This window comes from Pseudonocardia yunnanensis (assembly GCF_039534065.1).
GTDB classification, from domain to species: domain Bacteria; phylum Actinomycetota; class Actinomycetes; order Mycobacteriales; family Pseudonocardiaceae; genus Pseudonocardia; species Pseudonocardia yunnanensis.
The window spans coordinates 58357-79813 of sequence record NZ_BAAAUS010000019.1; the positions used below are offsets into that span (position 1 = coordinate 58357).

19 protein-coding genes are annotated in these 21457 nt (G+C 69.9%); 8 read left to right on the forward strand and 11 right to left on the reverse strand.

Annotated features, from left to right (window positions below):
* Positions 1 to 9: 9 nt before the first annotated feature.
* Positions 10 to 978, reverse strand: a complete 969-nt coding sequence (locus tag ABD743_RS18345) for an amidohydrolase family protein (RefSeq protein ID WP_344723311.1) — start codon at positions 976 to 978, stop codon at positions 10 to 12.
* Positions 979 to 1366: 388 nt separating this feature from the next.
* Here ABD743_RS18345 and ABD743_RS18350 point away from each other — a divergent pair, with 388 nt between their 5' ends.
* Positions 1367 to 4078, forward strand: a complete 2712-nt coding sequence (locus ABD743_RS18350; RefSeq protein WP_344723312.1) for a helix-turn-helix transcriptional regulator — start codon at positions 1367 to 1369, stop codon at positions 4076 to 4078.
* A gap of 46 nt (positions 4079 to 4124) precedes the next feature.
* Here ABD743_RS18350 and ABD743_RS18355 read toward each other — a convergent pair whose 3' ends face one another.
* A complete protein-coding gene (locus tag ABD743_RS18355; RefSeq protein ID WP_344723313.1) occupies positions 4125 to 4847 on the reverse strand; it encodes a DUF4118 domain-containing protein in 723 nt (240 codons plus the stop codon).
* A 27-nt stretch (positions 4848 to 4874) separates the two neighbouring features.
* Between ABD743_RS18355 and ABD743_RS18360 the strand changes: the two genes are divergently transcribed.
* Together ABD743_RS18360 and ABD743_RS18365 are read left to right on the forward strand one after the other, a co-directional pair.
* Positions 4875 to 5015: a hypothetical protein gene (locus ABD743_RS18360; RefSeq protein WP_344723314.1), complete on the forward strand. Its 141-nt coding sequence runs from the start codon at positions 4875 to 4877 to the stop codon at positions 5013 to 5015.
* A 40-nt stretch (positions 5016 to 5055) separates the two neighbouring features.
* Positions 5056 to 6090 (forward strand): magnesium and cobalt transport protein CorA, encoded by a 1035-nt coding sequence (locus tag ABD743_RS18365; protein WP_344723315.1) that lies wholly within the window; start codon positions 5056 to 5058, stop codon positions 6088 to 6090.
* Between the two features lie 31 nt (positions 6091 to 6121).
* On the opposite strand, the gene ABD743_RS18370 is transcribed toward ABD743_RS18365, so the two are convergent.
* Genes ABD743_RS18370 through ABD743_RS18380 form a run of 3 tightly spaced genes read right to left on the reverse strand, consistent with a single transcriptional unit; the run spans position 6122 to position 9757 of the window.
* Complete coding sequence (locus tag ABD743_RS18370; RefSeq protein ID WP_344723316.1) at positions 6122 to 7177, reverse strand: LacI family DNA-binding transcriptional regulator; 1056 nt, start codon at positions 7175 to 7177, stop codon at positions 6122 to 6124.
* 10 nt (positions 7178 to 7187) lie between these two features.
* The gene (locus tag ABD743_RS18375; RefSeq protein ID WP_344723317.1) at positions 7188 to 8060 is read right to left on the reverse strand and encodes an ROK family protein; all 873 of its coding nucleotides are present in this window, start codon (positions 8058 to 8060) and stop codon (positions 7188 to 7190) included.
* Positions 8057 to 9757 carry a class I mannose-6-phosphate isomerase gene (locus tag ABD743_RS18380; RefSeq protein WP_344723318.1) on the reverse strand — a complete coding sequence of 567 codons (1701 nt, stop codon included), beginning with the start codon at positions 9755 to 9757 and terminating at the stop codon, positions 8057 to 8059. The genes ABD743_RS18375 and ABD743_RS18380 overlap by 4 nt, the downstream gene beginning before the upstream one ends.
* Before the next feature lie 115 nt (positions 9758 to 9872).
* Between ABD743_RS18380 and ABD743_RS18385 the strand changes: the two genes are divergently transcribed.
* The 5 genes from ABD743_RS18385 to ABD743_RS18405 all read left to right on the forward strand — a co-directional run bounded on the left by ABD743_RS18385 (position 9873) and on the right by ABD743_RS18405 (position 16701).
* The gene (locus ABD743_RS18385; protein WP_344723319.1) at positions 9873 to 11177 is read left to right on the forward strand and encodes an ABC transporter substrate-binding protein; all 1305 of its coding nucleotides are present in this window, start codon (positions 9873 to 9875) and stop codon (positions 11175 to 11177) included.
* On the forward strand, positions 11174 to 12103 hold the full coding sequence (locus ABD743_RS18390; protein WP_344723320.1) for a carbohydrate ABC transporter permease: 930 nt from the start codon (positions 11174 to 11176) through the stop codon (positions 12101 to 12103). Before ABD743_RS18385 ends, ABD743_RS18390 begins: the two co-directional genes overlap by 4 nt.
* 10 nt (positions 12104 to 12113) lie before the next feature.
* Positions 12114 to 12923 (forward strand): carbohydrate ABC transporter permease, encoded by an 810-nt coding sequence (locus ABD743_RS18395; protein ID WP_344723321.1) that lies wholly within the window; start codon positions 12114 to 12116, stop codon positions 12921 to 12923.
* A 34-nt stretch (positions 12924 to 12957) separates the two neighbouring features.
* Entirely contained in the window at positions 12958 to 16098 is a 3141-nt protein-coding gene (locus ABD743_RS18400) for a glycoside hydrolase family 38 N-terminal domain-containing protein (RefSeq protein WP_344723322.1), read from the forward strand.
* Positions 16099 to 16335: 237 nt separating this feature from the next.
* Positions 16336 to 16701 carry an MmcQ/YjbR family DNA-binding protein gene (locus ABD743_RS18405; protein WP_344723400.1) on the forward strand — a complete coding sequence of 122 codons (366 nt, stop codon included), beginning with the start codon at positions 16336 to 16338 and terminating at the stop codon, positions 16699 to 16701.
* Positions 16702 to 16812: 111 nt separating this feature from the next.
* Here ABD743_RS18405 and ABD743_RS18410 read toward each other — a convergent pair whose 3' ends face one another.
* From ABD743_RS18410 to ABD743_RS18435, 6 genes are all read right to left on the reverse strand, one after another.
* Entirely contained in the window at positions 16813 to 17826 is a 1014-nt protein-coding gene (locus ABD743_RS18410) for a WD40 repeat domain-containing protein (RefSeq protein WP_344723323.1), read from the reverse strand.
* Positions 17823 to 18830, reverse strand: a complete 1008-nt coding sequence (locus ABD743_RS18415) for a CobW family GTP-binding protein (protein ID WP_344723324.1) — start codon at positions 18828 to 18830, stop codon at positions 17823 to 17825. Before ABD743_RS18415 ends, ABD743_RS18410 begins: the two co-directional genes overlap by 4 nt.
* The gene (locus tag ABD743_RS18420) at positions 18823 to 19122 is read right to left on the reverse strand and encodes a hypothetical protein (RefSeq protein ID WP_344723325.1); all 300 of its coding nucleotides are present in this window, start codon (positions 19120 to 19122) and stop codon (positions 18823 to 18825) included. Before ABD743_RS18420 ends, ABD743_RS18415 begins: the two co-directional genes overlap by 8 nt.
* Before the next feature lie 31 nt (positions 19123 to 19153).
* Complete coding sequence (locus tag ABD743_RS18425) at positions 19154 to 19546, reverse strand: dihydrofolate reductase family protein (protein WP_344723326.1); 393 nt, start codon at positions 19544 to 19546, stop codon at positions 19154 to 19156.
* A gap of 143 nt (positions 19547 to 19689) precedes the next feature.
* Positions 19690 to 20454, reverse strand: a complete 765-nt coding sequence (locus tag ABD743_RS18430) for an SDR family oxidoreductase (protein ID WP_344723327.1) — start codon at positions 20452 to 20454, stop codon at positions 19690 to 19692.
* Positions 20455 to 20522: 68 nt separating this feature from the next.
* The gene (locus ABD743_RS18435; RefSeq protein WP_344723328.1) at positions 20523 to 21338 is read right to left on the reverse strand and encodes a mycofactocin-coupled SDR family oxidoreductase; all 816 of its coding nucleotides are present in this window, start codon (positions 21336 to 21338) and stop codon (positions 20523 to 20525) included.
* Between the last annotated feature and the right edge of the window lie 119 nt (positions 21339 to 21457).

Below are 21457 nucleotides of genomic sequence, written 5' to 3' on the forward strand. Positions count from 1 at the left end.
GAACCGACGTCAGGCCGCTGCGGTGCATCCGTCGAGGCGGGCTGCGGCAGCGGGGAACAGCGCCGCGGCGTTGCGGCCGACGGCCTCGCGCTGCTCACGGGTGAGGCCGTCGAACGCCAGCAGTGCCTGCTTGTTGGCCTCGATGGTCTCCTCGGTGCTGCACGGCACCCCGGAGTCGGAGCCGTACACGAGGTGGTCCGGCGTTGTCATGACGAGTGCCGGCGCAAGGGAGGATGCGAACCCGGTGGCGGCGGTGTCGAGGTACAGCCGCCGCAGCTGGGTACGCATCTCCTCGGCGGTCAGCGCGTTCGGGTTGGGCACCCACGGCTCGGCCCCCAGCAGCCCGAGCCGGCCCGTCATCGCCGGGAGCGCGCCACCGCCACCGCAGTGCGCGACGATCAGTCTCATGGTGGAGTACTTCCGGAAGAGACCGGCGTAGACCATGTCCACGATCGTCCGCGTTGTCTCGAAGCCCACCTCGATCAACGGCGCCGGACGGCCCTGCGTCGCGTCGGCGTAGGCGTCCGGGTGGACGAAGACCGTGGCGCCACGGTGATCGAGCTCCGTCCACATCGGCTCGAGGCTCGGGTCGCCGAGGTACACGCCGTTGCGCCGGCAGGTCACCGCGAACCCGTCCGCGCGGAGCTCGTCGGAGCGGTCGAGCTCGGCCATCGTCGCTGCCGGGTCGTCGGTGGGCAGCGCCGCGAGCAGACCGAAACGATGCGGGTACCGCTGCACCAGCTCGGCGCCGTAGTCGTTCGAGGCACGCAATGCCTCGGTTCCGGCGGGCTGGTCGCTCAGCATCTGCATGCCGATGCCGGTGCGGTCCATGTGGTCGAGCGTCTTCTCCACGGTCCAGTGGTACGGCTCGGGCACCATGAAGCAGGCCTCCCGCATTGCCCGCCAGCTCGCCTCCCGCCGTTCCGCCGTGGTCGGCGGGTTGTAGTGCGCGTGCACGTCGATCCAGGTGCCAGTCATGGCTCCAGCCTGCCCCACCGACACCCGGCCACCGGAGAGCCGCGCGGCCGAGGTAGGGACGTCGGACGCCGCGTTGCCCGGGGTCGATGGCGGTTCATCCGGATCGTGCCGCGATGGCAGTGGCAGCGGGCACACCGGATTCCGGCCAGCCGGTAATGGAAGATGGCCGGAGGCCATCACGACAACCGCTCGGTCGAGCGGCACCCTTACCCGCACGGCTTGTGCCACTTCGAAGCGACTGTGGCGCGGCGACGACGTGATGACAGCAAGCCAATCGCTCGAACGACTCCTGTTGATGCCGATCGGGACCAAACGATGGCCCCGATCGTGTCCGGTCTGCAGGTGATCGTGTGCCTGACCAGTCGACGGTGACCTGAGGCGGTGGGTGGTGGACGTGTTGCGGGGCCGACGCCGTGAGCGTGAGGTGCTCGACCGGCTGCTCGACGCAGTACGGGCGGGTAAGAGCCAGGTCCTCGTCCTGCGTGGCGATCCGGGAGTCGGCAAGTCGGCACTGTTGGACCATGTGGCCGGGCAGACGCCGGGGTTCCGCGTGGCCAGGACCGCAGGTGTCCCCGCCGAGATGGAGTTGGAGTTCTCTGCGCTGCATCAGCTGTGTGCCCCGATGGTGGACCGGCTCGAGCGCCTGCCTGATCCCCAGCGCGACGCGTTGTGCACGGCGTTCGGTTTGCAGAAGGGCGAGGCGCCGAGTCGCTTCCTGGTCGGCCTGGCCGTGCTCGGTCTGCTGGCCGCGGTGGCCCGGGAACAGCCGCTCGTCTGGGTGGTCGATGACGCGCAGTGGCTCGACAAGGCATCGGCGCAGACGTTGACGTTCGTCGCTCGGCGGTTGGGGGCCCAGTCGGTGGGCTTGGTTTTCGCGTCGCGCGGACACGAGAAGGAAGAGACGACGGGCCTGCCGGAGCTGGTGGTCACGGGCCTGGCGCACGATGATGCGCGGGCGCTGCTGGGCCAGGCGCTGCTCGGACCGGTGGACGAGCGAGTAGTCGACCGGATCGTCGCCGAGACTCGAGGCAACCCCCGGGCGCTTCTGGAGCTGCGGGAGGAACTGACACCGGCCGAGTTGACCGGCGGGTTCGGCCTGCCAGGCAGGACGGCGGTCCCGAGGCAGACCGGGGAGAGCCTCCAGCGGCAACTCGAGTCCCTACCGGGCGACACACGGCGCCTGCTGCTCATCGCCGCGGCAGAACCGCTCGGTGACCCGGTGCTGGTGTGGCGGGCGGCTCATCGGCACGGAATCGGGATCGGGGCGGCCTCGCCCGCGGCCGGGTTGGTCGAGATCGGTGCCCAGGTGCGGTTCCGGAATCCCACGATGCGCGCAGCGATTCTGCGTGCAGCCTCCGTGGAGGAACAACGCAGCGCGCACCGGGCACTGGCTGAGGCGATCGATCCCTCGGCGGATCCCCATCACCGCGCCTGGCATCGCGCCCAGGCGGCGCAGGGCTTCGACGAGGGCATTGCCGCTGACCTCGAGCGCTCGGCGGAGCGCGCCAAGGAGCGCGGCGGGCCGGCAGCGGCCGCCGCATTCCTGGAACAGGCCGCCCACCTGACCGTCGAGCCGACACGACGGGCCGAGCGCGTGCTGGCTGCAGCGCATGCCATGCAGGAGGCCGGCTCACCCGACGCGGCGATGGAACTGCTGTCGACCGCGGCAGCAGGCCCGCTGGACCCGCTGCAGCATGCCCGCGTGGACCAGCTGTGTGCAGAGCTCGCTTTCGCAATGAACCGCGGTTCCGATGCAGCCCCGCTGCTTCTCAAGGCCGCCAAGCAACTCGAGCCGCTCGACCTGCGGCTGGCCCGCGAGACCTACCTGGACGCGCTCGCCGCGGCCATGCACGCCGGCCACCTGGCGTGCGGCGCCGATGTCCGGGAGGTGGCTGAAGCGGCAAGGGCCGCGCCCGCCGCACCGCAGCCCCCACGCGCGACCGATCTCCTTCTCGACGGCCTGGCGACGCGGTTCACCGACGGCTACACGGCGGGGACATCGCTGCTGCGGCGGGCGTTGAGCGCCTTCCTCAGCCCCACCCTGTCCGACGAAGACGGTCTCCGCTGGCTCCGGCATGCCCATCTCACCGCCGGAGACCTGGGCGACGACGCGGCCTGGGACCTGCTCGCCAATCGCCACGTCCAGTTCGCTCGTGACACCGGCGCGCTCGGCAGGCTGCCCACGGCCCTGAACGAACGCATCAACGCACATGTCGTCCTGGGTGATCTGACCGCGGCGGAGTCGCTGCTCGAGGAGCTCCACGCGGCCACCGCGGCGACCGGGGAGGCCTCGTGGCCGCACAGCGCCGTGATGCTCGCTGCCTGGCGCGGCTGCGAAGACCACCTCGTCAAACTGATCGCGACGGGCAGCTCCGAGGTCCGGCGCCGCGGCGAGGGGATCGGGCTGACGATCGTCGGGTGGGCGCAGGCCGTCCTGTACAACGGCCTCGGTCGGTACGAGGACGCGCTTGCGCCGGCCACCCAGGCCTGCGACGCGCTCCCGCAGGAGATGAGCGCGCTCGCCCGCGGAACGCTGACCGAACTCATCGAGGCGGCCACCCATGGCGGAGAGACCGAACTCGCAGCCGCGGCCTTCGAGCGGCTCTCCCTGCTGGCGCGCGCCAACGACACCGACTGGGCACTCGGCCTCGAAGCTCGCTCACGCGCCCTGCTGAGCAACGGCCAAGGCGCCGAGGACGCCTACCGCGAAGCGATCGATCGGCTCGGCCGCACCCGCCTGCGGGGGGAGCTCGCCCGGGCCCACCTGTTGTACGGCGAGTGGCTGCGCCGCGAGCGCCGTCGGCTCGACGCGCGCGAGCAGCTGCGTACCGCCCACGACATGTTCAGCGCGATGAGGATGGAGGCGTTCGCCCAGCGGGCGGCAGGCGAGTTGCTGGCCACCGGCGAGACCGCTCGCAAGCGCTGCACCGAGACCACCAAGGAACTCACCGCGCGGGAAGCCCAGATCGTTCACCTGGTTCGTGAGGGCCTCACGAACCCTGAGATCGGGGTTCGGCTGTTCATCAGTCCGCGGACCGTCGAATGGCATCTGAGCAGGCTCTTCAGCAAGCTCGACATCACCTCACGCAACCAGATCTGAACATGACCGGGCGTCGGACGAGAGGCGTGGCCGACACCGGTCGTCGCTACTGGTTCGGGTCGGTGCGCGGGGCGTGCCCGTCGGAGGTGGCGAGCGCGGCACCTACCTGGTTGGCGAGTGCGATCGCGACGCGGAGCTGCTGAAGCGTCGGCCGGACGATCCGGGTGGCGGCGGTGAGCAGGAATCTGCCATGGACGACGCCACCGCTCTGCACCACGAGCGCGATCTCGGAGTCGGTCGGTAGCCCGAGCCGACCGACGTCGAACGGGTGGCCGTTGTAGGTCATGGTCCCGTCGTTGTTGAGGGTCGCGAGGATGGCGTCGTCGCCCGGATCGAAGCGGCAGCGGTCGATTCCGAGGACGGCGACGATCTGATCGCACACGTGGTCGAGCAAGGAGTCGGTGGACGAGCGGCCGGCGCCGACTGCCGCGGCGGTGCTCAGCACGCCGTCGAGGTAGCCCTGCTCGCTGCTCGCACGGGCCTGTTGGCGCCGCCCCCAGAGGGCTATCTCGGTGACGGCGCCGCCCACGAGGATGAGCAGCACCGCCGTCTCGATGTCCGCGCGCTCGACGATGCTGAACTGGCTGAACGGCTCGGTGAAGAAGAAGTCGAACCATGCTGCGCTCGACAACGCGGCGACGAGGCCGGCCATTCGGATGCCGGTGGCGGCAGCGGCGACGATGAGCAGTACCAGCACGAGCGCGATATTGGTGTTCGCGAAGTTGACGCGGAGCGGGCTCAGCGCTGCGCAGGCAACCAGGGGTGCCACGGCAGCAGCGCTGACAACGAGCGGCCGATGAGCTTGCAGGATCGGTTCCACCTGCACCGCCCCATCAAACCTCATGTCCCGGGCATCGACCATTCGGATCTCGTCGTGGCCGATGTCGAGCACGCCGTGGCATTCCGATGGGAGAATTGTCCGGTGGCCCCGGTCTGATCCGCCGCCGGGCACCTGCCTCACCGTTGGGAGCCGCGTCATGCCGGTGGTCGACAACGCTATCTACATCGACGGCCGCCGCGAGGTGCAGCCGGACTCGATGGACCGCACCTTCTCGGAGTTGCGCGCCTGCCCTGGCGACGGCCACAGCTTCTGCTGGATCGGGCTGCTGCGCCCGGATCCCGACGAGATCCACGCGGTGGCGCAGGAGTTCAACCTGCACAGACTGGCCGTCGAGGACACCATCACGGCGCACCAGAGGCCGAAGGTGGAACGCTACGACGACATCCTGTTCGTCGTCCTGCGGCCGGTCCGATACGTCGACTCCGCCGAGGCAATCGAGATCGGCGAGCTGCATCTGTTCCTCGGGCCCGATTTCGTGATCACCGTCCGGCATGCCGAGGAGCCCGATCTGCGCCCGGTACGACAGCGCCTCGAGCAGGATCCCAACTTGCTCCGGACCGGACCCTTCGCGGTTCTCTACGCGGTGTTCGACAAGGTCGTCGACGATTACGGTCCGGTGCTCGACGGCCTGCAAACCGATATCGACCAGATCGAGGAGCAGGTATTCGACGGCGATCCGACCGCGTCGAAACGGATCTATCACCTGACTCGCGAGGTCATCACATTCCAGCGCGCCGTCGAGCCGTTGCCTTTGCTCTGCTCCGAGTTTCGCGATCATCTGAAGGCCCAGGCAGGGGAGTCCGACCTGGAGCTGCGCCGGGCGTTGCGCGACGTGGCCGACCACAGCACCCGCGCGGTCGAACGCGCACAGAACTTCCGTGAACTGCTCGTCGACGTCATGGCGGTCAACGCCGCCCTGGTCGCCCAGAAGCAGAGCGCCGAACTCACCGCTCTCACCGAGGCCAGCTACGGCCAGAGCGGGCAGGTCAAACGGATCTCCTCCTGGGCGGCCATCCTGTTCGCGCCCAGCCTGATCGCCACGATCTACGGCATGAACTTCACCCACATGCCCCAACTGCACTGGATTCTCGGCTACCCACTGGCCCTGCTCGTGATGGTGCTGCTCGCGTTCGGGCTCTACACGCTGTTCAAGCGGAGCGGCTGGATGTGACCCGTGCCGACCGGCGCCCTGCCTCGAGCGATCAGACCGGGGCCGCTTGGGGACCGCATGCGGGCCGATAGTCCTTCAGGCTGGTGGGAACGGTCACCAGCCGCGGATGTGCGGATGGCTGTCCTGCCCCGGCGATGCGATCCAGCAGCAGGGTGGCCGCGCGCCTGCCGACCTCGCCCGTGTCATAGGTGACCACGCTGATCGGCGCGGCGAACAGGTCGGCCAGTGGGACGTCGTCGAAACCGGCGAGCGCTGTCGCGGCGCCGCGCTCGGCGATCGCGCGGTAGGCGCCGAGAGTGTTGCGGTTGTTCGCAGCGAACACGGCGGTGGGTGGGTCGGCGATGGACAGGAGCTCCGTCGTCACGGCCTCGGCGGCTCCCGCGACGGGCGCGACACTGCGCAGCAGCGCGTCCTCGACGGGAATGCCGGCGTCCTCCAGGGCCGAGCAGAAACCGCGCAGTCGTTCGGCACCGGTCCACATCGACCGGCCGAGGCCGAGGAACCCGATGCGACGGTGGCCCTGTGCGATCAGTGCGCACGTGGCACTCCTGCTGCCACCGAAGTCGTCGACGATGACGGCGTCGACGTCGACCCCGGACGGTGGGTGGGTGGCGAGCACGACAGGGAGGCCGTGCAGCCCGGCGGGCTCGAGGTGCGCGTGGTCGTTGCCGGCCGGGACCACGATGATGCCGTCGACCCGGCGCGAGGCCATGTCGTCGACGAGTTGCCGTTCCCGGTCGAGGTCGCCGCCGGTGTTCCCGATCACGACACGCAATCCATGTTCCGACGCGAGGCTCTCGACTCCGAGCGCCAGCTCCGAGTAGAACGGGTTGCCCAGGTTGGTGACGATCAAGCCGAGCAGACCGCTCGAACCTCCGGTGCGCAGGCCGCGAGCCACGTCGTTGCGGCGGTAGCGCAGCACCTCGACGGACGCGAGCACTCGGGCCCGCATCTCGGGAGACACGCGAGGATCGCCCCGGAGCGTGCGGGAGACCGTCATCGGGCTCACCTCGGCATGCGCGGCAACGTCTCGCATCGTCGGTGACGACGTGCGTTCGGGCGACATGCCCGGCGTGATCGAACCCACGACGCCCTCCTCACGGGGTCCCGGATGCATACACCCACCAGCCCGCGCCGACGAGTCCGGCGTGGGCCGAGAACGCCGGGACGACTTGCGCGGAGGCCCGTCCGTCGGCCAGACCTGCCTGGAACGGGCCAGCCACGAGGGCCCATGATGCCGCGACGCTTCCGCCGAGCACGACGAGGGAGGCGCCGAACCGGACGATCCACGGGGCGAGGGCCCTACCGAGCGCGCGGTACGCCCTGGTGAAGAGCGCGCGGGTGGAAGCGTCGCCGGCGAGGGCGCGTACGGCGAGATCACGCACGTCCGGCCCGTTGCGGCCGGCTCCGGCACGGGCCAGCAGCGCACGCCGGGAGACCGTGTCCTCCAGCGGTGCGCCGTCGATGGTGAGCAGGTCGGCACGTCCCTCCGGCGGGACGTCCGGGCCGGAGGCGACGACGGTGCCGCGGTCGAGGAAGCAACTGCCCACCCCGGTGCCCAGCGTGAGGACCAGCACCCGGTCGTGGCCCGCGGTGTTCCCGGCGCGCCACTCGCCGAGGCCGAACGCGTGTGCGTCGTTGAGGAACACGATCTCTGCGCCCTGCAGTTCGCGGGTGAGGACCTCGCCGAGGGCGAAGCCGCGCAGCGCGTCGAACTTGCCGACGCCGTCGAACCGCCCGACACCCGAGGTGTAGTCGAACGGCCCGGGGATCGCGACGCCCCACCGGGCCCCCGGCCGGGGGCCGAGCGCGATGGCTGCGTGCAGGAGGTCGTCGACGATCTCCACGGCCGTGCCGTCCGCGTGCACGGGGGAGCGGTGAACCTGTTCGTCGCGCAGCGTCCAGGGCGCTGACACGAGCGCGGACGAGACGTGGGTGCCACCGATCTCCAGCACCGGTACGACGGTCATGGCCGGGGGACCAGCGCCTGCACGAGGCGGACCTGCCCACCCGCGCCCGCCACGGCGTAGGAGCCCACGGCGGCCGGCACCACGAGAGTCTCGGCGTACGCCAGTCGGTGGGTGTGCGTACCGGTCCGGAAGGTCGCGCCGGCTCCTTCGACGACCGTCCACACGTGGAAGCTCCCTGCGGTCTCCTGCGGTGCCTGCGCATCGGCGCGCAGCGCGAGCCTGCGGACCTCGAAGAACATCTCGGGCAGCATGCCGATCAGCTCGTCGGACCAGCCGTCGCCCACCCGCAGCGGCCGTGGGTCCTGGATGAGCTGCTCCTGCACCGCCTTGCCCTGGCGCGTGGTGTCGAGGTTGCGGAACGCGTGGTCGACGTGCACCGGCCGCTGGCGCCCCGCCGCGTCCCTGCGCAGCCAGTCGTAGAACCGCAGCGAGTACAAGTAGGGCGTGGCGCTGATCTCCAGCACGACGTTGCCCTCGCCGCTGCCGTGCGGTGTGCCCGCGGGCACCAGATAGAGCTGGTGGGCTGTGGCCGGATGCTCCTGGACGTGGTCGGTGATCTCGAACGGCACGTGGTCGTGGGCGGCCGCGTGCGCCTCGGCGTTGAACGCGGCCACGTCGACGTCCTCGTGCAGGCCGAGGTAGATCGATCGGCCGCCGCTGGTCTCCATCACGTAGTAGGTCTCGTGCTGCGTGTAGGGCCAGCCGAATACGCGCGCCATGTACTCGGGCTGCGGATGGCAGTGCACCGAGAGGCTGCCGCCGCCGACGGTGTCGAGGTAGTCGAAGCGCACCGGGAAGGAGGTGCCGAACCTCCGGTGCACGTCGGTGCCGAGCACCTCCTCGGGGTGGAGCGCGACCACGGCGGCGAACGGGATCTCGACCTGCGCGTCGGCGCTCTCCCCGAGCAGCACACCGCTCTCCGGTGCGATCAACTCGTAACCCAGCGCCGTGCTGGGTGAGTCCGGGTTGATGCCCAGCTCGCGCTGCGCCCAGTGCCCGCCCCAGGACGTGGAATTGAAGAAGGGCCTGGTGCGGAAGGGTCTACAGGCGAGGTCGGCGGCGGTACGGCGCAGGACGTCGCCGTCGAGGGAGGCCGGGCGGGCCGGGTCCTGGACGTCGAACCAGCGGTCGACGGCGGCGAGCAGGCCGTCGCGGTGGCGGTCGAGCAACGGCCAGTCCACATAGAACAGCCTGCGCGTGGTGCCCTGCCCGGACCGCTGGCCGAGGTTGCGGCCGCCGCCGGTGGTGATCGCCGCCTCCGCGTACCGCTTGGGCCGGTCGACGTACCAGAGCACGTCGTGCGGCAGCAGTGCCGCGCCCGGCCCGTGGACGACGAGCACGCCGTCGGCGGGCGGCTCGGATGAGTCGGTGGTGTCGAGGAGATCGGCGAGCGATCCCTCGGCGAGGCGGACGAAGTCGGGGTCGTCGGGCAGCTCAGCCGACGTCGTGAGTTCGACGACGGTCTCCCACGCGGCGAAGCGCTCGTATGTGTCGGCCACTCGCACCTCGGCGTAGCTCATCCGCAGACCGGCGGTGAGGTCGTCCAGCAGTCGGCGCCAGTCCAGGAGGCCCGGCCCGTCGACGGCGAGGATCAGCGGCCCCGGCGGCAGTGCGGCCACCGGTCCGTCCCATCCGGTGTCCACCCGTCCGCCCACCGGCAGGTAGCGCGGGCTGGCGTCGTAGCCGGGGACCCTCATACAAGCTCCTCACTGCGATCGAGATATCGATACCTTAAGTTGCCCCAGCGCTCTTGCTCAATGCTCATGGTACGGATACCTTCGCTGACACCGTTCACCGATGATCGGAGGCCCGATGTCCGATCGGCCGCCGAGCCCGCGCCCCCGTGGACTCTCCCGCCGCTCCCTGCTCGGCATCGTCGGCGCAGCAGGCCTGGCCGCGCTGACCGGGTGTGCCCGCGGGACCTACACCCGGCCCGCCCCGGGTAACGTCCTGACGCTGAACAACGACGTCGCCACCTGGTCCGACGCCTACGACGCCGCGTCCGCGGAGCTCGAGCGCCGCGTGGGATACCGGCTCGCGGTGCGTGCGGTGCCCAACCAGAGCACGTACCAGCAGATCGTGCGGATGTCGGCGCAGACCGACAGCACGACCGACCTGTTCAAGTGGTGGAACGGGTATCGCCTGCAGGACATCGCCCGCGGCGGGATCCTGTCCGACCTGAGCGCCGCGTGGGACCACGCGCAGGCCCAGGGCTGGGTGGACCCGAGCCTGAGAGCGTCCTTCAGCTCCGACGGGCGGCCGTACGCGCTGCCCCTCTACAAGAGCTACTACCCGATGTTCTACAGCCGCCGGGCTTTCGATGCCGCCGGCGTGTCCGTGCCGGCGACGTGGACCGAGTTCCTCGACGTGGCGAGGACGCTGCGCGACGCGGGGATCACGCCCATCGGCGCCACCGGCGCGAGCTCGTGGGAGTCGGTGATCTGGTTCTCCCAACTGCTGATCGGCCACAGCCCTGACTACTACGAGAACGTCACCGCCGGCCGCGTGAGCTACGTCGACGACGTCGCCATGGCCGCGATGGAGCTGTGGGCGCAGATGTACGCCGAGGACCTGTTCTCCGGCCCGGACATCGACGCCCAGGGCTACCCGGGGATGTTCCAGGACGGGACGCTCGGCATGTCCCTCGGCGGCACGTTCAACGTCAACAGCTACACCAGCGCCGGGCTCGGGGCCGCGGACGTGGGGCTCTTCCTGGTGCCGCCGGTAGTGCCGGGCGCGCACCCGGGTGTGGTGGTGGAGAGCGCGGCGCTCTGCGTCTCGGCGAACGCGCACAAGCACGAAGCGGCGATGGCCGTGGCCGACGCGTGGCTCGCCACGGAGGTGCAGCAGCCCTGGGTGGACGCGCTCGGGGACGCGTCGGCCAACCCGGCCGCGTTGCCGGCGGGCAGCATCGTCGTCGGCCTCGCACAGGAGGTGGCGAGGGTTCGACCGCGCGAGCTCACCCGCTACTGGGAGGCGTCGCCGCCGGTGCTCGTCGAGGGCAACGTGCGCGACCTGAGCGCCTTCATGGTCACGCCCACCGTCGACAACGGCGCCGCGACGCTGCGTCGCCTGCAGGACCGCGCCGATGCGGAATGGGAGGCCTGGAAGGCATGAGCGTCCTGACTCCGGCCGCGGCCGACGTCGCCGCCCCGGAACCGTCCGTCGCCCGCACAACCGGGCGCCGAAGCCCGCGGCTGGTGCTGACGATCGCGCTGTTCCTGCTTCCGGCGGTGGCGCTCGTCGCCGTCCTCATGATCCTGCCGTTCCTCGAGACGATCTACCGCAGCTTCTTCGTCGACAACGGCTTCACGCGTACCTGGGCCGGAGTCGACAACTACGTCACGCTGTTCACCAGCGCGGGCTTCGGCCAGACCGTGCTCAACACGCTGATGTGGGTGGCGGGCACGCTCGCGCTACCGGTGGTGATCGGGCTGCTGGTCGCGGTGGGGACGCACGGGCTGCGTTGGGGGAACGCCGCCCGGTTCAGCCTGGTGCTGCCCTACGCGCTGTCCGGCGCGGCCACGGCGGTGGTGTGGACGTTCGTCCTGCGCGACGACGGGGCGCTGAACGGCGGTCTGGCCGCGCTCGGCCTCGCCGACCTTCAGCAGGGCTGGCTGCTGCACTGGCCGCTCAACACCGTGGTGATGATCCTCGCCAGCACATGGCAGGGCACCGGGGTCGCCGTGATCCTCTTCCTGATCGGGCTGCAGGCGATCCCACCGTCCACGGTGGAGGCCGCCCGCCTCGACGGCGCGAGCGGCGTGCGGCTGTTCTGGCACATCACGCTGCCCCAGCTGCGGCCGATCACGGTGGTGGTCGTGGGCATCTCGGTGGTCAACAGCCTCAAGACATTCGACATCGTCTGGCTGCTCACCCAGGGTGGCCCCGGCACCGCGTCGGAGACCCTCGCGCTGAGCATGTACCGCGAGACGTTCACGCTCGCGCGCTACGGAGCGGGCGCCGCCGTCGCGGTGGTCCTCACCCTGGTGGTCGTCGCTGCGTCCTGGATCTACCTGCGTCGCCAGCTGCGGACGAGCTGAGGAGCCGATGATGGGACGTACGGTCAAGAACATCGTGATCGTGGTGACGGCACTGGTCTGGCTGGTTCCCAGCTACCTGCTGGTCGTCAACTCCTTCACCGCGGCGGGCGACTACACCGGCACCCCGTCGTGGTGGCCCACGTCGTGGGCGTTCCTCGACAACGTCGGCGAGGCGTTCGCCACGGCCAACGTGGGTTCCGGGATGGTCAACAGCCTGATCTACGCCGTGCTCGGCGCGCTGCTGGCCGTCGTGGTGGCGGCGCTCGCGTCGTTCGCCGTGGTGGTGATGCCGATCAAGCGACCGGCGGTGTGGTTCTGGGCGATCTACGTCGGCACGATCCTGCCGCTGCAGATGTTCCTCGCGCCGCTGTTCAGCGGGTACGCCGCCACCTCTCTGTACGACACGCAGTACGGGATGCTGCTGATCTACGCCGCGCTCGCGGTGCCGTTCGCGTTCTTCGTCATGCGCAACTACATGACGACAGTCCCGCGGGAGATGCGCGAGGCCGCGGCGCTGGACGGGGCAGGCTGGTTGCGCATGTTCGTCTCCGTGCACCTGCCGCTGGCTAGTAGTGCGATGGTGGCGGCGTTCCTGTTCCAGTTCACGTGGATCTGGAACGACATGCTGTTCGGCATCACCTTGGGGACCAGCCCCAACGTCAGGCCGGCCATGGCCGCGCTCGCCGACCTGACCAGCAACTACTCGAACGTCGGGCCGCCCGTGGTGCTCGCCGGAGCGCTCGTGGCGTCGCTCCCGACGATCCTGCTGTTCTTCGTGTTCCAGCGCTTCTTCACGCGCAGCCTGAAGCTCACGTCCTGACGATCAGCCCAGACGGAAGGGGCCGACCTCCTCCATGACGACCAAGGCACTCATCGCCGCCACCCCCTGGTCACACGACAAGGCACGCGCGGGGATGGTCGATTTCGCCACCGCGGGCCGCGGCCGGCTCGGCAGCCGGTCCGTCCGAGTGATCGCCGAGGGGCTGCTACGCGCCACGCCCGGCGGCGGCCGCCGGCAGGCCGTGCGCGTGGAGGTCGACGGGCTCGGCCGGGACCTGGATCTCCATGCTGTCGACGTCGTCGTGCGCACGGAGACCGGCAGCGCGGTGGCGGTCGAGGACACCGACGGCCCGGCAGGCTCGTTGCGCCTGCTGGTGCCCGCCGTCGATCGGCCGACCGCGCTACGAGTCGCGATCCCGTCGCTCGACGGCGAGTCCGAACTCGACGTGGTGCTGAACCCCGTTCGGGAATGGACGATCCATCTCGTCCACCACTCGCACCTGGACATCGGCTACACCGACCCCCAGGGCACCGTGCTCGCCGAGCACGTCGCGTTCCTCGACTCCTGCCTCGACCTCGTCCGGGCCACCGCCGACCGGCCGGACGAGGCGAAGTTCCGGTGGGCGGTCGAGTCGTTGTGGTCGTTCCAGCAGTGGGCCGCAGCCCGCTCCCCTGAGCGGGTCGAAGAGTTCATCTCCTACGTCCGGACCGGGCAGATCGAGCTCACCGCCCTGCCCTACAACCTGCACACCGACACCTGCTCCACCGACGAGTTGCACGAGCTCCTGCGGCCGGCGCGTGCGGTGCGTGATCGCTACGGCGTGGAGTTCACCTCCGCCATGCAGACCGACGTGCCCGGCACCGTCGCAGGCCTGCCCGACGCGCTCGCGCAGATCGGCGTGCGCTACCTGTCGGTGGCGCACAACTGGGCGGGACGCTCGGTGCCCCACCTCAACGGCGGGCAGAAGCTGCCGCGGCTGTTTCGCTGGCGCTCGCCCGCCGGCAACTCGGTGCTGGTCTGGATGACCGACAGCCCGCACGGTCTTGCCTACATGGAGGGCTCGGTACTCGGCTTCGACACCTCCTACGACCAGGTCGACGGCCTGTTGCCGGCCTACCTCACCGCGCTGGGGAGCCGGCCTTACCCGTTCCCGCCGGGAATGTTCGGCTGGCACGGCGACGCGGTGCACGACCGCGAGCCCTACCCGTGGGACGTGCTGCACCTGCGCGTCCAGGGGCACTTCGGCGACAACGCGCCACCGCGGCTGATCATGGCCGACACGGTCGCACGTTGGAACGACACGTGGCTCTACCCACGGCTGCGGATGTCACGCAACGAGGACTTCTTCCGCGACGCCGAGGAGCGGCTCGCAGGGCAGATCCAGGAGTTCGAGGGTGACTGGGGCGACTGGTGGGTGGAGGGAGTCGGTTCCGGCGCGCGCCCGCTCGCGATGACGCGGAAGGCGCAGGCCGGCGTCGTCGACGCACAGACGATCAGCAGCATGTCCGCGATGCTCGGCGGAAGCCCGCTCGCCCACGAGGGGGAGCATTCCACAAAGGTCTACAGCTCGATCTCGTTGTTCAACGAGCACACGTGGGGCGCGGGTAACCCGTGGACGGACGGGGACAGCGGGTTCGGCTCCGGCGAGCAGCAGTGGCACTGGAAGTACGCCCACGGGATCAACGCGCAGGACGACGCGGCGACGTTCACCGACCACGCCACCGCGCGGCTGGGAGAGACCCTGCCGGCCGCCGCCGACGCCACCGTCACCTACTACGCCACCAACACCGTCGCGGCGACGCGGACAGCGGCGGTGCGGCTGTTCGTCCGGGAGAGCCGCGTGCCGCTGGACAGGCCGATCGACGTGAGGGACGGCCGCACCGGTAAGCCGCTGCCGATCACCGTGGCCGCCCAGCAGAACCCGAACCACCGCGACGCCGGCCGGATCGTCACGGTCCACGTGCCCGACCTTCCGCCGTTGGGCCATGTGCGGTTGGACGTGGTGGAGCGGTCGGGCGAAACCGGCGACGTCGGACCAGTGACCCCGGAGCACCCCGACCCGCTGGTGATCCAGAACGAGCACCTGCGTGTCCGCGTGGACCTGGTCCGAGCGTGCATCGCGTCGATCGTGGAGCTCGCCACCGGTCGCGAGCTGGTGAACGCCGACGCGACGGTCGGGTTCAACGCCTACGTCTACGACACGTACACCACCGCGGGCGGCTACAACCATCAGTCGAACAAGACCGCCGTGTCACCGGACCTCGAGCTGCTCGGCAGCCGCACCCTGGCGCGGCCCGCCGCGTTCATCGAGCGGGTCGACACCGGGGTGGAGCAGCTGCTGACCTATGAGTTCGCCGCCGACGGAGTGCGCTGGGCCCGTACCACCCTGCGGCTGGGCCGGGACCAGCCGCGCCTGGACATCGAGAACCGGCTGTCGAAGCCGGCCACGATGACCAAGGAGAGCGCCTTCTTCGCCTTCCCGTTCGCAGCGAACGACCCCACCGTCCGTTACGAGATCACCGGCGCGCTCACCGGTGACGGGCTGGAGCACGTGCCGGGCGCACCGCAGCACATGCGCGCGGTGCGCAACTGGGTGAGCGTCGCCGACGGCGAGCACGTGGTCGCCTGGGCGACACACGAGGCGCCGCTCGTCCACCCGGAGACGATCGCGCTGCCCTACGCACCGTTCCCTGACTCCACGAGCCCGCGCGAGCCCGCCACCCTGTACTCCTGGGTGCACAACAACGTCTGGGACACCAACTTCCCGTCCCAGCAGGGCTTCGAGGCGTCCGTGACGTACGCGGTGGGGGTGCGCCGGGCCGGTGAGCAGCTGTCGGCGTCCGGGCTGGGCATCCGCACCGCGGCGGACCTGACGCAGCCGGTGCACGGCGTCCTCGCCACCGGGCCAATGGAGTCCGACCCCACGCCGGAGCGCTCGCTGGTGCAGCTGGACGACGACCGTGTGCGGCTGATCTCGGTATCGCGGCCCGAGCCCGGGGACGACGGCGCCGTGCTCCTGCGCCTGCAGTCCTACGCGGAGGAGTCCGTGACTCTCCATGTTCGTGCCGGAGTAGCCGTCGCGCAGGCGGCAACGGCGACGTTCCTGGGCGACCGCCTGGACGAGCTCCAGATCGTCGGGGACGCGGTCACCGTGAATCTCCCGCGCCTGGGAACGATCGGAGTACTGCTCGTACTGCAACCATTCATGGACTGACGGTGTTCAGCGCGCCGACACGGCCGGTTTGTCGGCCCGGACAGCCATGACGGCGACTGTTCGTCGGCCCCGAGGGCGTCGAAGGACTGCGCCTGGCATCGGTCGAGCAGAGCGGCGCCGCCGCGCTGCTGCGTTTTGAGAAGGCCGGACAGTGACATCCCGGCCCGGTTTTCCTGGCGATCGTCCCGGCGGGGAGTTCCCGTGCTCGCATGAGGGCCGATGGCCGATGATGGTGGGGTGGTCGGAGTGGAGGACGTGCGAGGAGTGGCTCGGTCGCTGCCGCGCACGGAAGAACACCTGATCCGCGACCGCGTCAAATTCCGCGTCGGACAGATCGTGTACATCGCGTTCAGTAGGGACGAGCGGGCGATGGGTTTTGCCTTTCCCAAGGAGGAGCGGGCAGCACTCGTCGCGGCAGCGCCGCACAAGTTCTTCCTGCCGACGTCGTCCGACATGCGTTACAACTGGGTCGAGGCGTGGCTGGCCGAGCTCGGGCAGAAGGAGATGCGCGAGCTGGTGATCGACGCCTGGCGGATGGTGGTGCCGAAGCGCGTCGCCGCCGCACATCTGGAGCTGCTCGCTGCGCGTGAGGGCAGTTCCTGACCTTGCGGGTCGGACGACGCAAGCTGATCACGCCGAACCCGACGGTGTGCGGGGCGGCGGGTGGCTGGCCACGACTCGACGGCGTCGGCGAGGGATGTCTGTTCGTCGATGTCACGATGCCGTGCCGCAGGTGATCGCGCCAGATCGGTGCCCGGTGACCGGGTGGTAGCCGTCGACGACGGCGAGGGCGTCGATCGGGTCGCCCGTGGACCGGGCGTGCGTGGGGCGGATGCGGTCTCCGGGGCGGACGGACGTGCCGAGTACCCACGTCAGGACATCGCCGTTGCCGTCACCGGTCACGAGCGTGCGTGCGTTGCCGGGATGCCAGGCCAGTGCGGTGATCAGGCCGCGGTGGCCTTCGCCGAGCACGGCTTCGCGGCCGGTGGGCCCGTGCCCGGAGAAGTCCCAGAACGCGACGGCGTCGCCACCGTCACAGGCCATCCAGCGTCCGCCGGACTCGAATGCGAGCCGGGAGACGGTCGTGGGGAAACCGCTCATCCGGAAGTCATCGCCGCCCGGGACCTTCCAGCCGTGCAGTGTGGCGTCCTGGCTGCCGCCGACGACCCAGCGTCCGTTGGGGGCGACGGCGATCCCGGCGATCGAGCCCGGGGCGAGAAGGTGTTCGATCAGCCGGTCGGAATCGGGTTCGAAGATGGTGACGCCTCGGTACGCGGCCGCGGTGATTCGGCGGCCGTCGCGTCGGAGGAACGCCAGCCCAGCCACAGTGGACGTCAGCGGGGTCGAGGTCCAGCGGGGTGCGCCGTCGCGGTCGAGGACACGCACCTGCTTGCCGTCGCCCACGGCGAGCAGGTCGGAACGGGCGGACCAGACCAGGGCCGAGCTCCACTGAGCGGGGTGCTCGGCGAGCAGGCGGCCGTCGGCGAGGTCCCAGACCGCCACCCGCTCGCCGCCGCCTGCGGCGAGACGTGTGCCGTCCGGGCTGGCCGCCATGCCGAGCAGGAAGTCGCCCAGGTGCAGCCGGAGCAGGACGCTGCTGGAGAGGTCGACGACGACGATCGTGCCTTCCGAGCCGCCGGCCGCGAGCCCGCCGGGCACGGGCACGCAGTGGATCACCGGCTCGCCGAGATCGACGGTCCAGCGGGCGTCCGTGGTCGCCGTCGTCATCCGGCCACCCCGACCGTCGCTGTGGTCAGGCACGAGCGGAACCCGGCGGTCAGCTCCGCGCGGTCGAGGTTGCGGCCGATGAACACGATCCGGTTGCGCCGGGACTCCCCGTCGCGCCACGGCTCGCCGAGCTCGCCGTCGTGGAGCATGTGTACGCCTTGGAAGACGTAGCGGCGGTCGGTGTCGGCGAGGCAGAGCACGCCCTTGCTCCGATACAGGTCCTGCCCGCGTGTCGCCAGCAGCGCGCCCAACCACGTGTTGAGTGCGCCCGGGTCGATGGTGCCGTCGGCCTCGATCCCGACGCTCGTCACCGACTCGTCGTGCTGGTGCTCGGAGTCAGGGTCGAGGAACTCCGGCTCGCCGGCCAGGATCGCGTCGAGGTCGAAGGCGTGGACATCGAGGACGTCGGCGAGGTCGACGTCGCCGCGCACGGCGGGAAGCACCATGACCGGCGCGTTGATCGACCGGATCCGGCGGGTCACCTCGGCGGCCTGTGCGGCCTCGACCAGATCGATCTTGTTGAGCACGATCCGGTCGGCGAACGCGATCTGCTCGACGGCCTCGTTCTCCACCCCGTCGGGTTTGACCTCGTCCAGGTGGCGCAGGACGTGCTTGGCGTCGACGACCGTGACGATCGCGTCGAGGCGCAGTTCGTCGCGCAGGGCGTCGTCCATGAAGAAGGTCTGCGCGACCGGAGCGGGGTCGGCCAGGCCGGTGGTCTCGATGAGGATCGCGTCGAACCGGTCCTTGCGCCGAAGCAGGGCACCGAGAATGCGGATGAGGTCGCCGCGCACGGTGCAGCAGATGCAGCCGTTGTTCATCTCGAACACCTCCTCCTCAGCGTCGAGCACCAGCGCGTCGTCCACCCCGATCTCGCCGAACTCGTTCTCGATCACGGCGATGCGGCGGCCGTGCTGTTCCGTGAGGATCCGGTTGAGCAGCGTGGTCTTGCCCGAGCCGAGAAACCCGGTCAGGACGGTTACGGGGATGCGCTGATCAGTCATGGGTGAATCCCTGCGGGTTGTGGGTGAGTAGGTCGGTGACGACCCCCTCGTCGATCTGGGCCAGCGGGCGGTGGATCGTCCAGCGCCGCCGGGGTGGCGCGAGTACGGCGATCACGGTCTCCACCGGCGGGCAGCCGGGCTCGCGACAGGCGAGTGGAAACACGGTGACCGGCGCATCCGCCGGTAGCCGCAGCAGGGTACGCACCAGATCGGCGATCTCTGTGGCGCGGCGCCCGCGGCCCGGGTCACGAGGCGCGCCGCCGAGGTTGAGAGGCAGCGGGGGGAAGGTCACGCCACGAGTCAACCGTTACTGAATATGGTTTTCAAATAGATGGGCGTGCATGTGTCACTGGACGAAGGCTGCGACGCCCTCGTACTCCGCCACCGGGGCCGCTCGGGTGGTCGAGCAGCCGCCGCCCGGAACAGGACAGGGCTGGGGCGACGACGAGACGGAGTGTGTCGACGAGGCCGGCGGCCAACCGGGTGTTGCCGAGTCGCGCGCTCCCGTGGATCTGGAGTTCCCATCCCGGCTGCTCCTTGAGTGCCTCGACGGTCTGGATCGGCTCGCCGCGGAGCAGGGTCGTCGGGCGCCAAGCTCCTTGGTGAGGGAGATCAACGGTTGGGGACGCGCAACGGCACCTGGCGCGGTCCCCGGTCCCCAAGCAGCGATCAAGACCCGAAACCCGGCCGCCCGCGTGGGGACCGCCGACCAGCACCCGCCGCCCACGGCCATGATCACCGTCTCGGGCCCCTCAGCCGTGCCAGGTGCAGGCTTCGGTCCCGAACTGGCGATCAAGAGCCGAAGGCCGGGACGCCAACCCGGGGAGCCCGGCCAGCTCCCACCCACCCGCAGCCATGATCACCGTCTCGCACGGGCCTCGGCAGTCACGGCCCCGGTGGGCGGGTGCTTGGTCACCACGTTGCCGTCGACGATGGTGAACTCGAGTCCTTCGATCGGACCGGAGAGCGCCGCTTTGAAGTGCCGGCTCACGTCGTCCGACAGCACCTCGGTCTGTCCGTTCTCGGCTGCGACCAGCACGTCGCGGGCCAGTTCGAGAGGATCGTTCTTCACTACGTCGAGGTCGGCGGTCATGTCTGTTTCGGTGTATCCGAGGTGGACGCCGACGACCAGGGTCCCTTGGGCGGCCAGGTCGATGCGCAGGGAGTTCGTCGCTGACCACAACGCGGCCTTGGTGACGCCGTAGGGGCCTGCTCCGGCGATCCAGGACATGGCGGAGTGGATGTTGATCAATATGCCGCCGCCGTTGGTGGCGAGGGTGGGCGCGAGGGCCTGGGTGACTCGCAGGACGCCGAAGAGATTGGTCTCGAACAGATCCCTGAGGTCGTCGATCGGGGTGTTGATGAGTGGCTTGCGCAGTGTCGCACCGGCGTTGTTGATGACGATGGACACATCACGGGCCTGATCGGCGAGTGCCGCCACCGAAGACGGGTCGGTCACCTCGAGCGCGAGCGGTACGACCCGCGGGTCGGCGCTGGGTCGTGGCTTGCGTGCCGTTGCGTACACCTTGGCCGCACCCAGTTCGAGCGCGGCGTCGACGAACGCTTTGCCCAGGCCGCGTTGCCCGCCGGTGACGAGGACGGTCGATCCGCTGATGGATGTCATGGCTTCCCGTTTCGCTGTGACAACAGAACGGGGAACCGAAACCGCCCTGTCGGATGGAATGTGTGTTCTCAGACCTTGTTGGTGCGTCCGCCGTCGATGGACAACGTGGTGCCGGTGACATAGCGGCCGTCGTCGGACACGAGGTAGAGCACCGCATTGCTGACGTCGCGCGCCTCGAGGAGAGGAATCGGCATCGGAGTGGCGAACCCCGCCGCGATCTTGGGGTTCGCGTCCAGGAAGGCTGCCATCGATGCCGCGGTGATCATGGGTGTCTCGACGCCGGAGGGGTGCACGGAGTTCACGCGGATCAAGTGTGGGGCGAGGATGTTCGCGTAGGAGCGCATGAGGCCCACCACGCCGTGTTTGGAGGCGACGTACCCCAGCGCAGCGCGGGACGGGCCGAGTACACCGCGAAGACCCGCGACCGAGCTGGCCACAACGATCGACCCACCCACACCGCGCTCGATCATCGACGGCACCACAGATTCGATCGTGTTCAGCACACCGGTGAGGTTGATGTCGATCGTGTCCTGCCAGGCCTCGTGGGCCTCGTCCACGGCCAGCAATGCCACCCCGGCATTGGCGATCACGATGTCCACGGGGCCGATCTCGCCGACTCCGGCCTCGAACGCCTTCCTGATCGCCCATTCGTCCCGAACGTCCGCCTCGAACGTGGCAACGCGCCGGCCGAGCGCTTCGATCTGCCTTGCCGTGACTGACAGATCCTCGGGGGAAGCGAGGTCGTAGGGCGCGGAGGCGAGGGGTTTGCACATGTCGACGGCGATGATGTCTGCGCCTTCCTCGGCCAGCCGGACCGCATGACTGCGGCCCTGACCACGTGCACCACCAGTGATGAAAGCAACCTTGCCGTCTACTCTTCCCATGCTCTGCTCCGTTCTGCGGCATACGGATCCCGCCCGGATGGCCGGCATCTCAACCGTCGGACGGCGACGCTGTGGGCGCCTCCGTGGGAATCCCGGGTCGGATCCCTAGTGAGGGCACC

Coding starts and splice junctions, on each gene's coding strand:
- ABD743_RS18390 (WP_344723320.1), top strand. CDS start 11,174: ATGAGCGTCCTGACTCCGGCCGCGGCCGACGTCGCCGCCCCGGAACCG.
- ABD743_RS18375 (WP_344723317.1), bottom strand. CDS start 8,060: ATGACCGTCGTACCGGTGCTGGAGATCGGTGGCACCCACGTCTCGTCC.
- ABD743_RS18435 (WP_344723328.1), bottom strand. CDS start 21,338: ATGGGAAGAGTAGACGGCAAGGTTGCTTTCATCACTGGTGGTGCACGT.
- ABD743_RS18410 (WP_344723323.1), bottom strand. CDS start 17,826: ATGACGACGGCGACCACGGACGCCCGCTGGACCGTCGATCTCGGCGAG.
- ABD743_RS18365 (WP_344723315.1), top strand. CDS start 5,056: ATGCCGGTGGTCGACAACGCTATCTACATCGACGGCCGCCGCGAGGTG.
- ABD743_RS18380 (WP_344723318.1), bottom strand. CDS start 9,757: ATGAGGGTCCCCGGCTACGACGCCAGCCCGCGCTACCTGCCGGTGGGC.
- ABD743_RS18430 (WP_344723327.1), bottom strand. CDS start 20,454: ATGACATCCATCAGCGGATCGACCGTCCTCGTCACCGGCGGGCAACGC.
- ABD743_RS18400 (WP_344723322.1), top strand. CDS start 12,958: ATGACGACCAAGGCACTCATCGCCGCCACCCCCTGGTCACACGACAAG.
- ABD743_RS18395 (WP_344723321.1), top strand. CDS start 12,114: ATGGGACGTACGGTCAAGAACATCGTGATCGTGGTGACGGCACTGGTC.
- ABD743_RS18385 (WP_344723319.1), top strand. CDS start 9,873: ATGTCCGATCGGCCGCCGAGCCCGCGCCCCCGTGGACTCTCCCGCCGC.
- ABD743_RS18360 (WP_344723314.1), top strand. CDS start 4,875: ATGAGCTTGCAGGATCGGTTCCACCTGCACCGCCCCATCAAACCTCAT.
- ABD743_RS18345 (WP_344723311.1), bottom strand. CDS start 978: ATGACTGGCACCTGGATCGACGTGCACGCGCACTACAACCCGCCGACC.
- ABD743_RS18415 (WP_344723324.1), bottom strand. CDS start 18,830: ATGACTGATCAGCGCATCCCCGTAACCGTCCTGACCGGGTTTCTCGGC.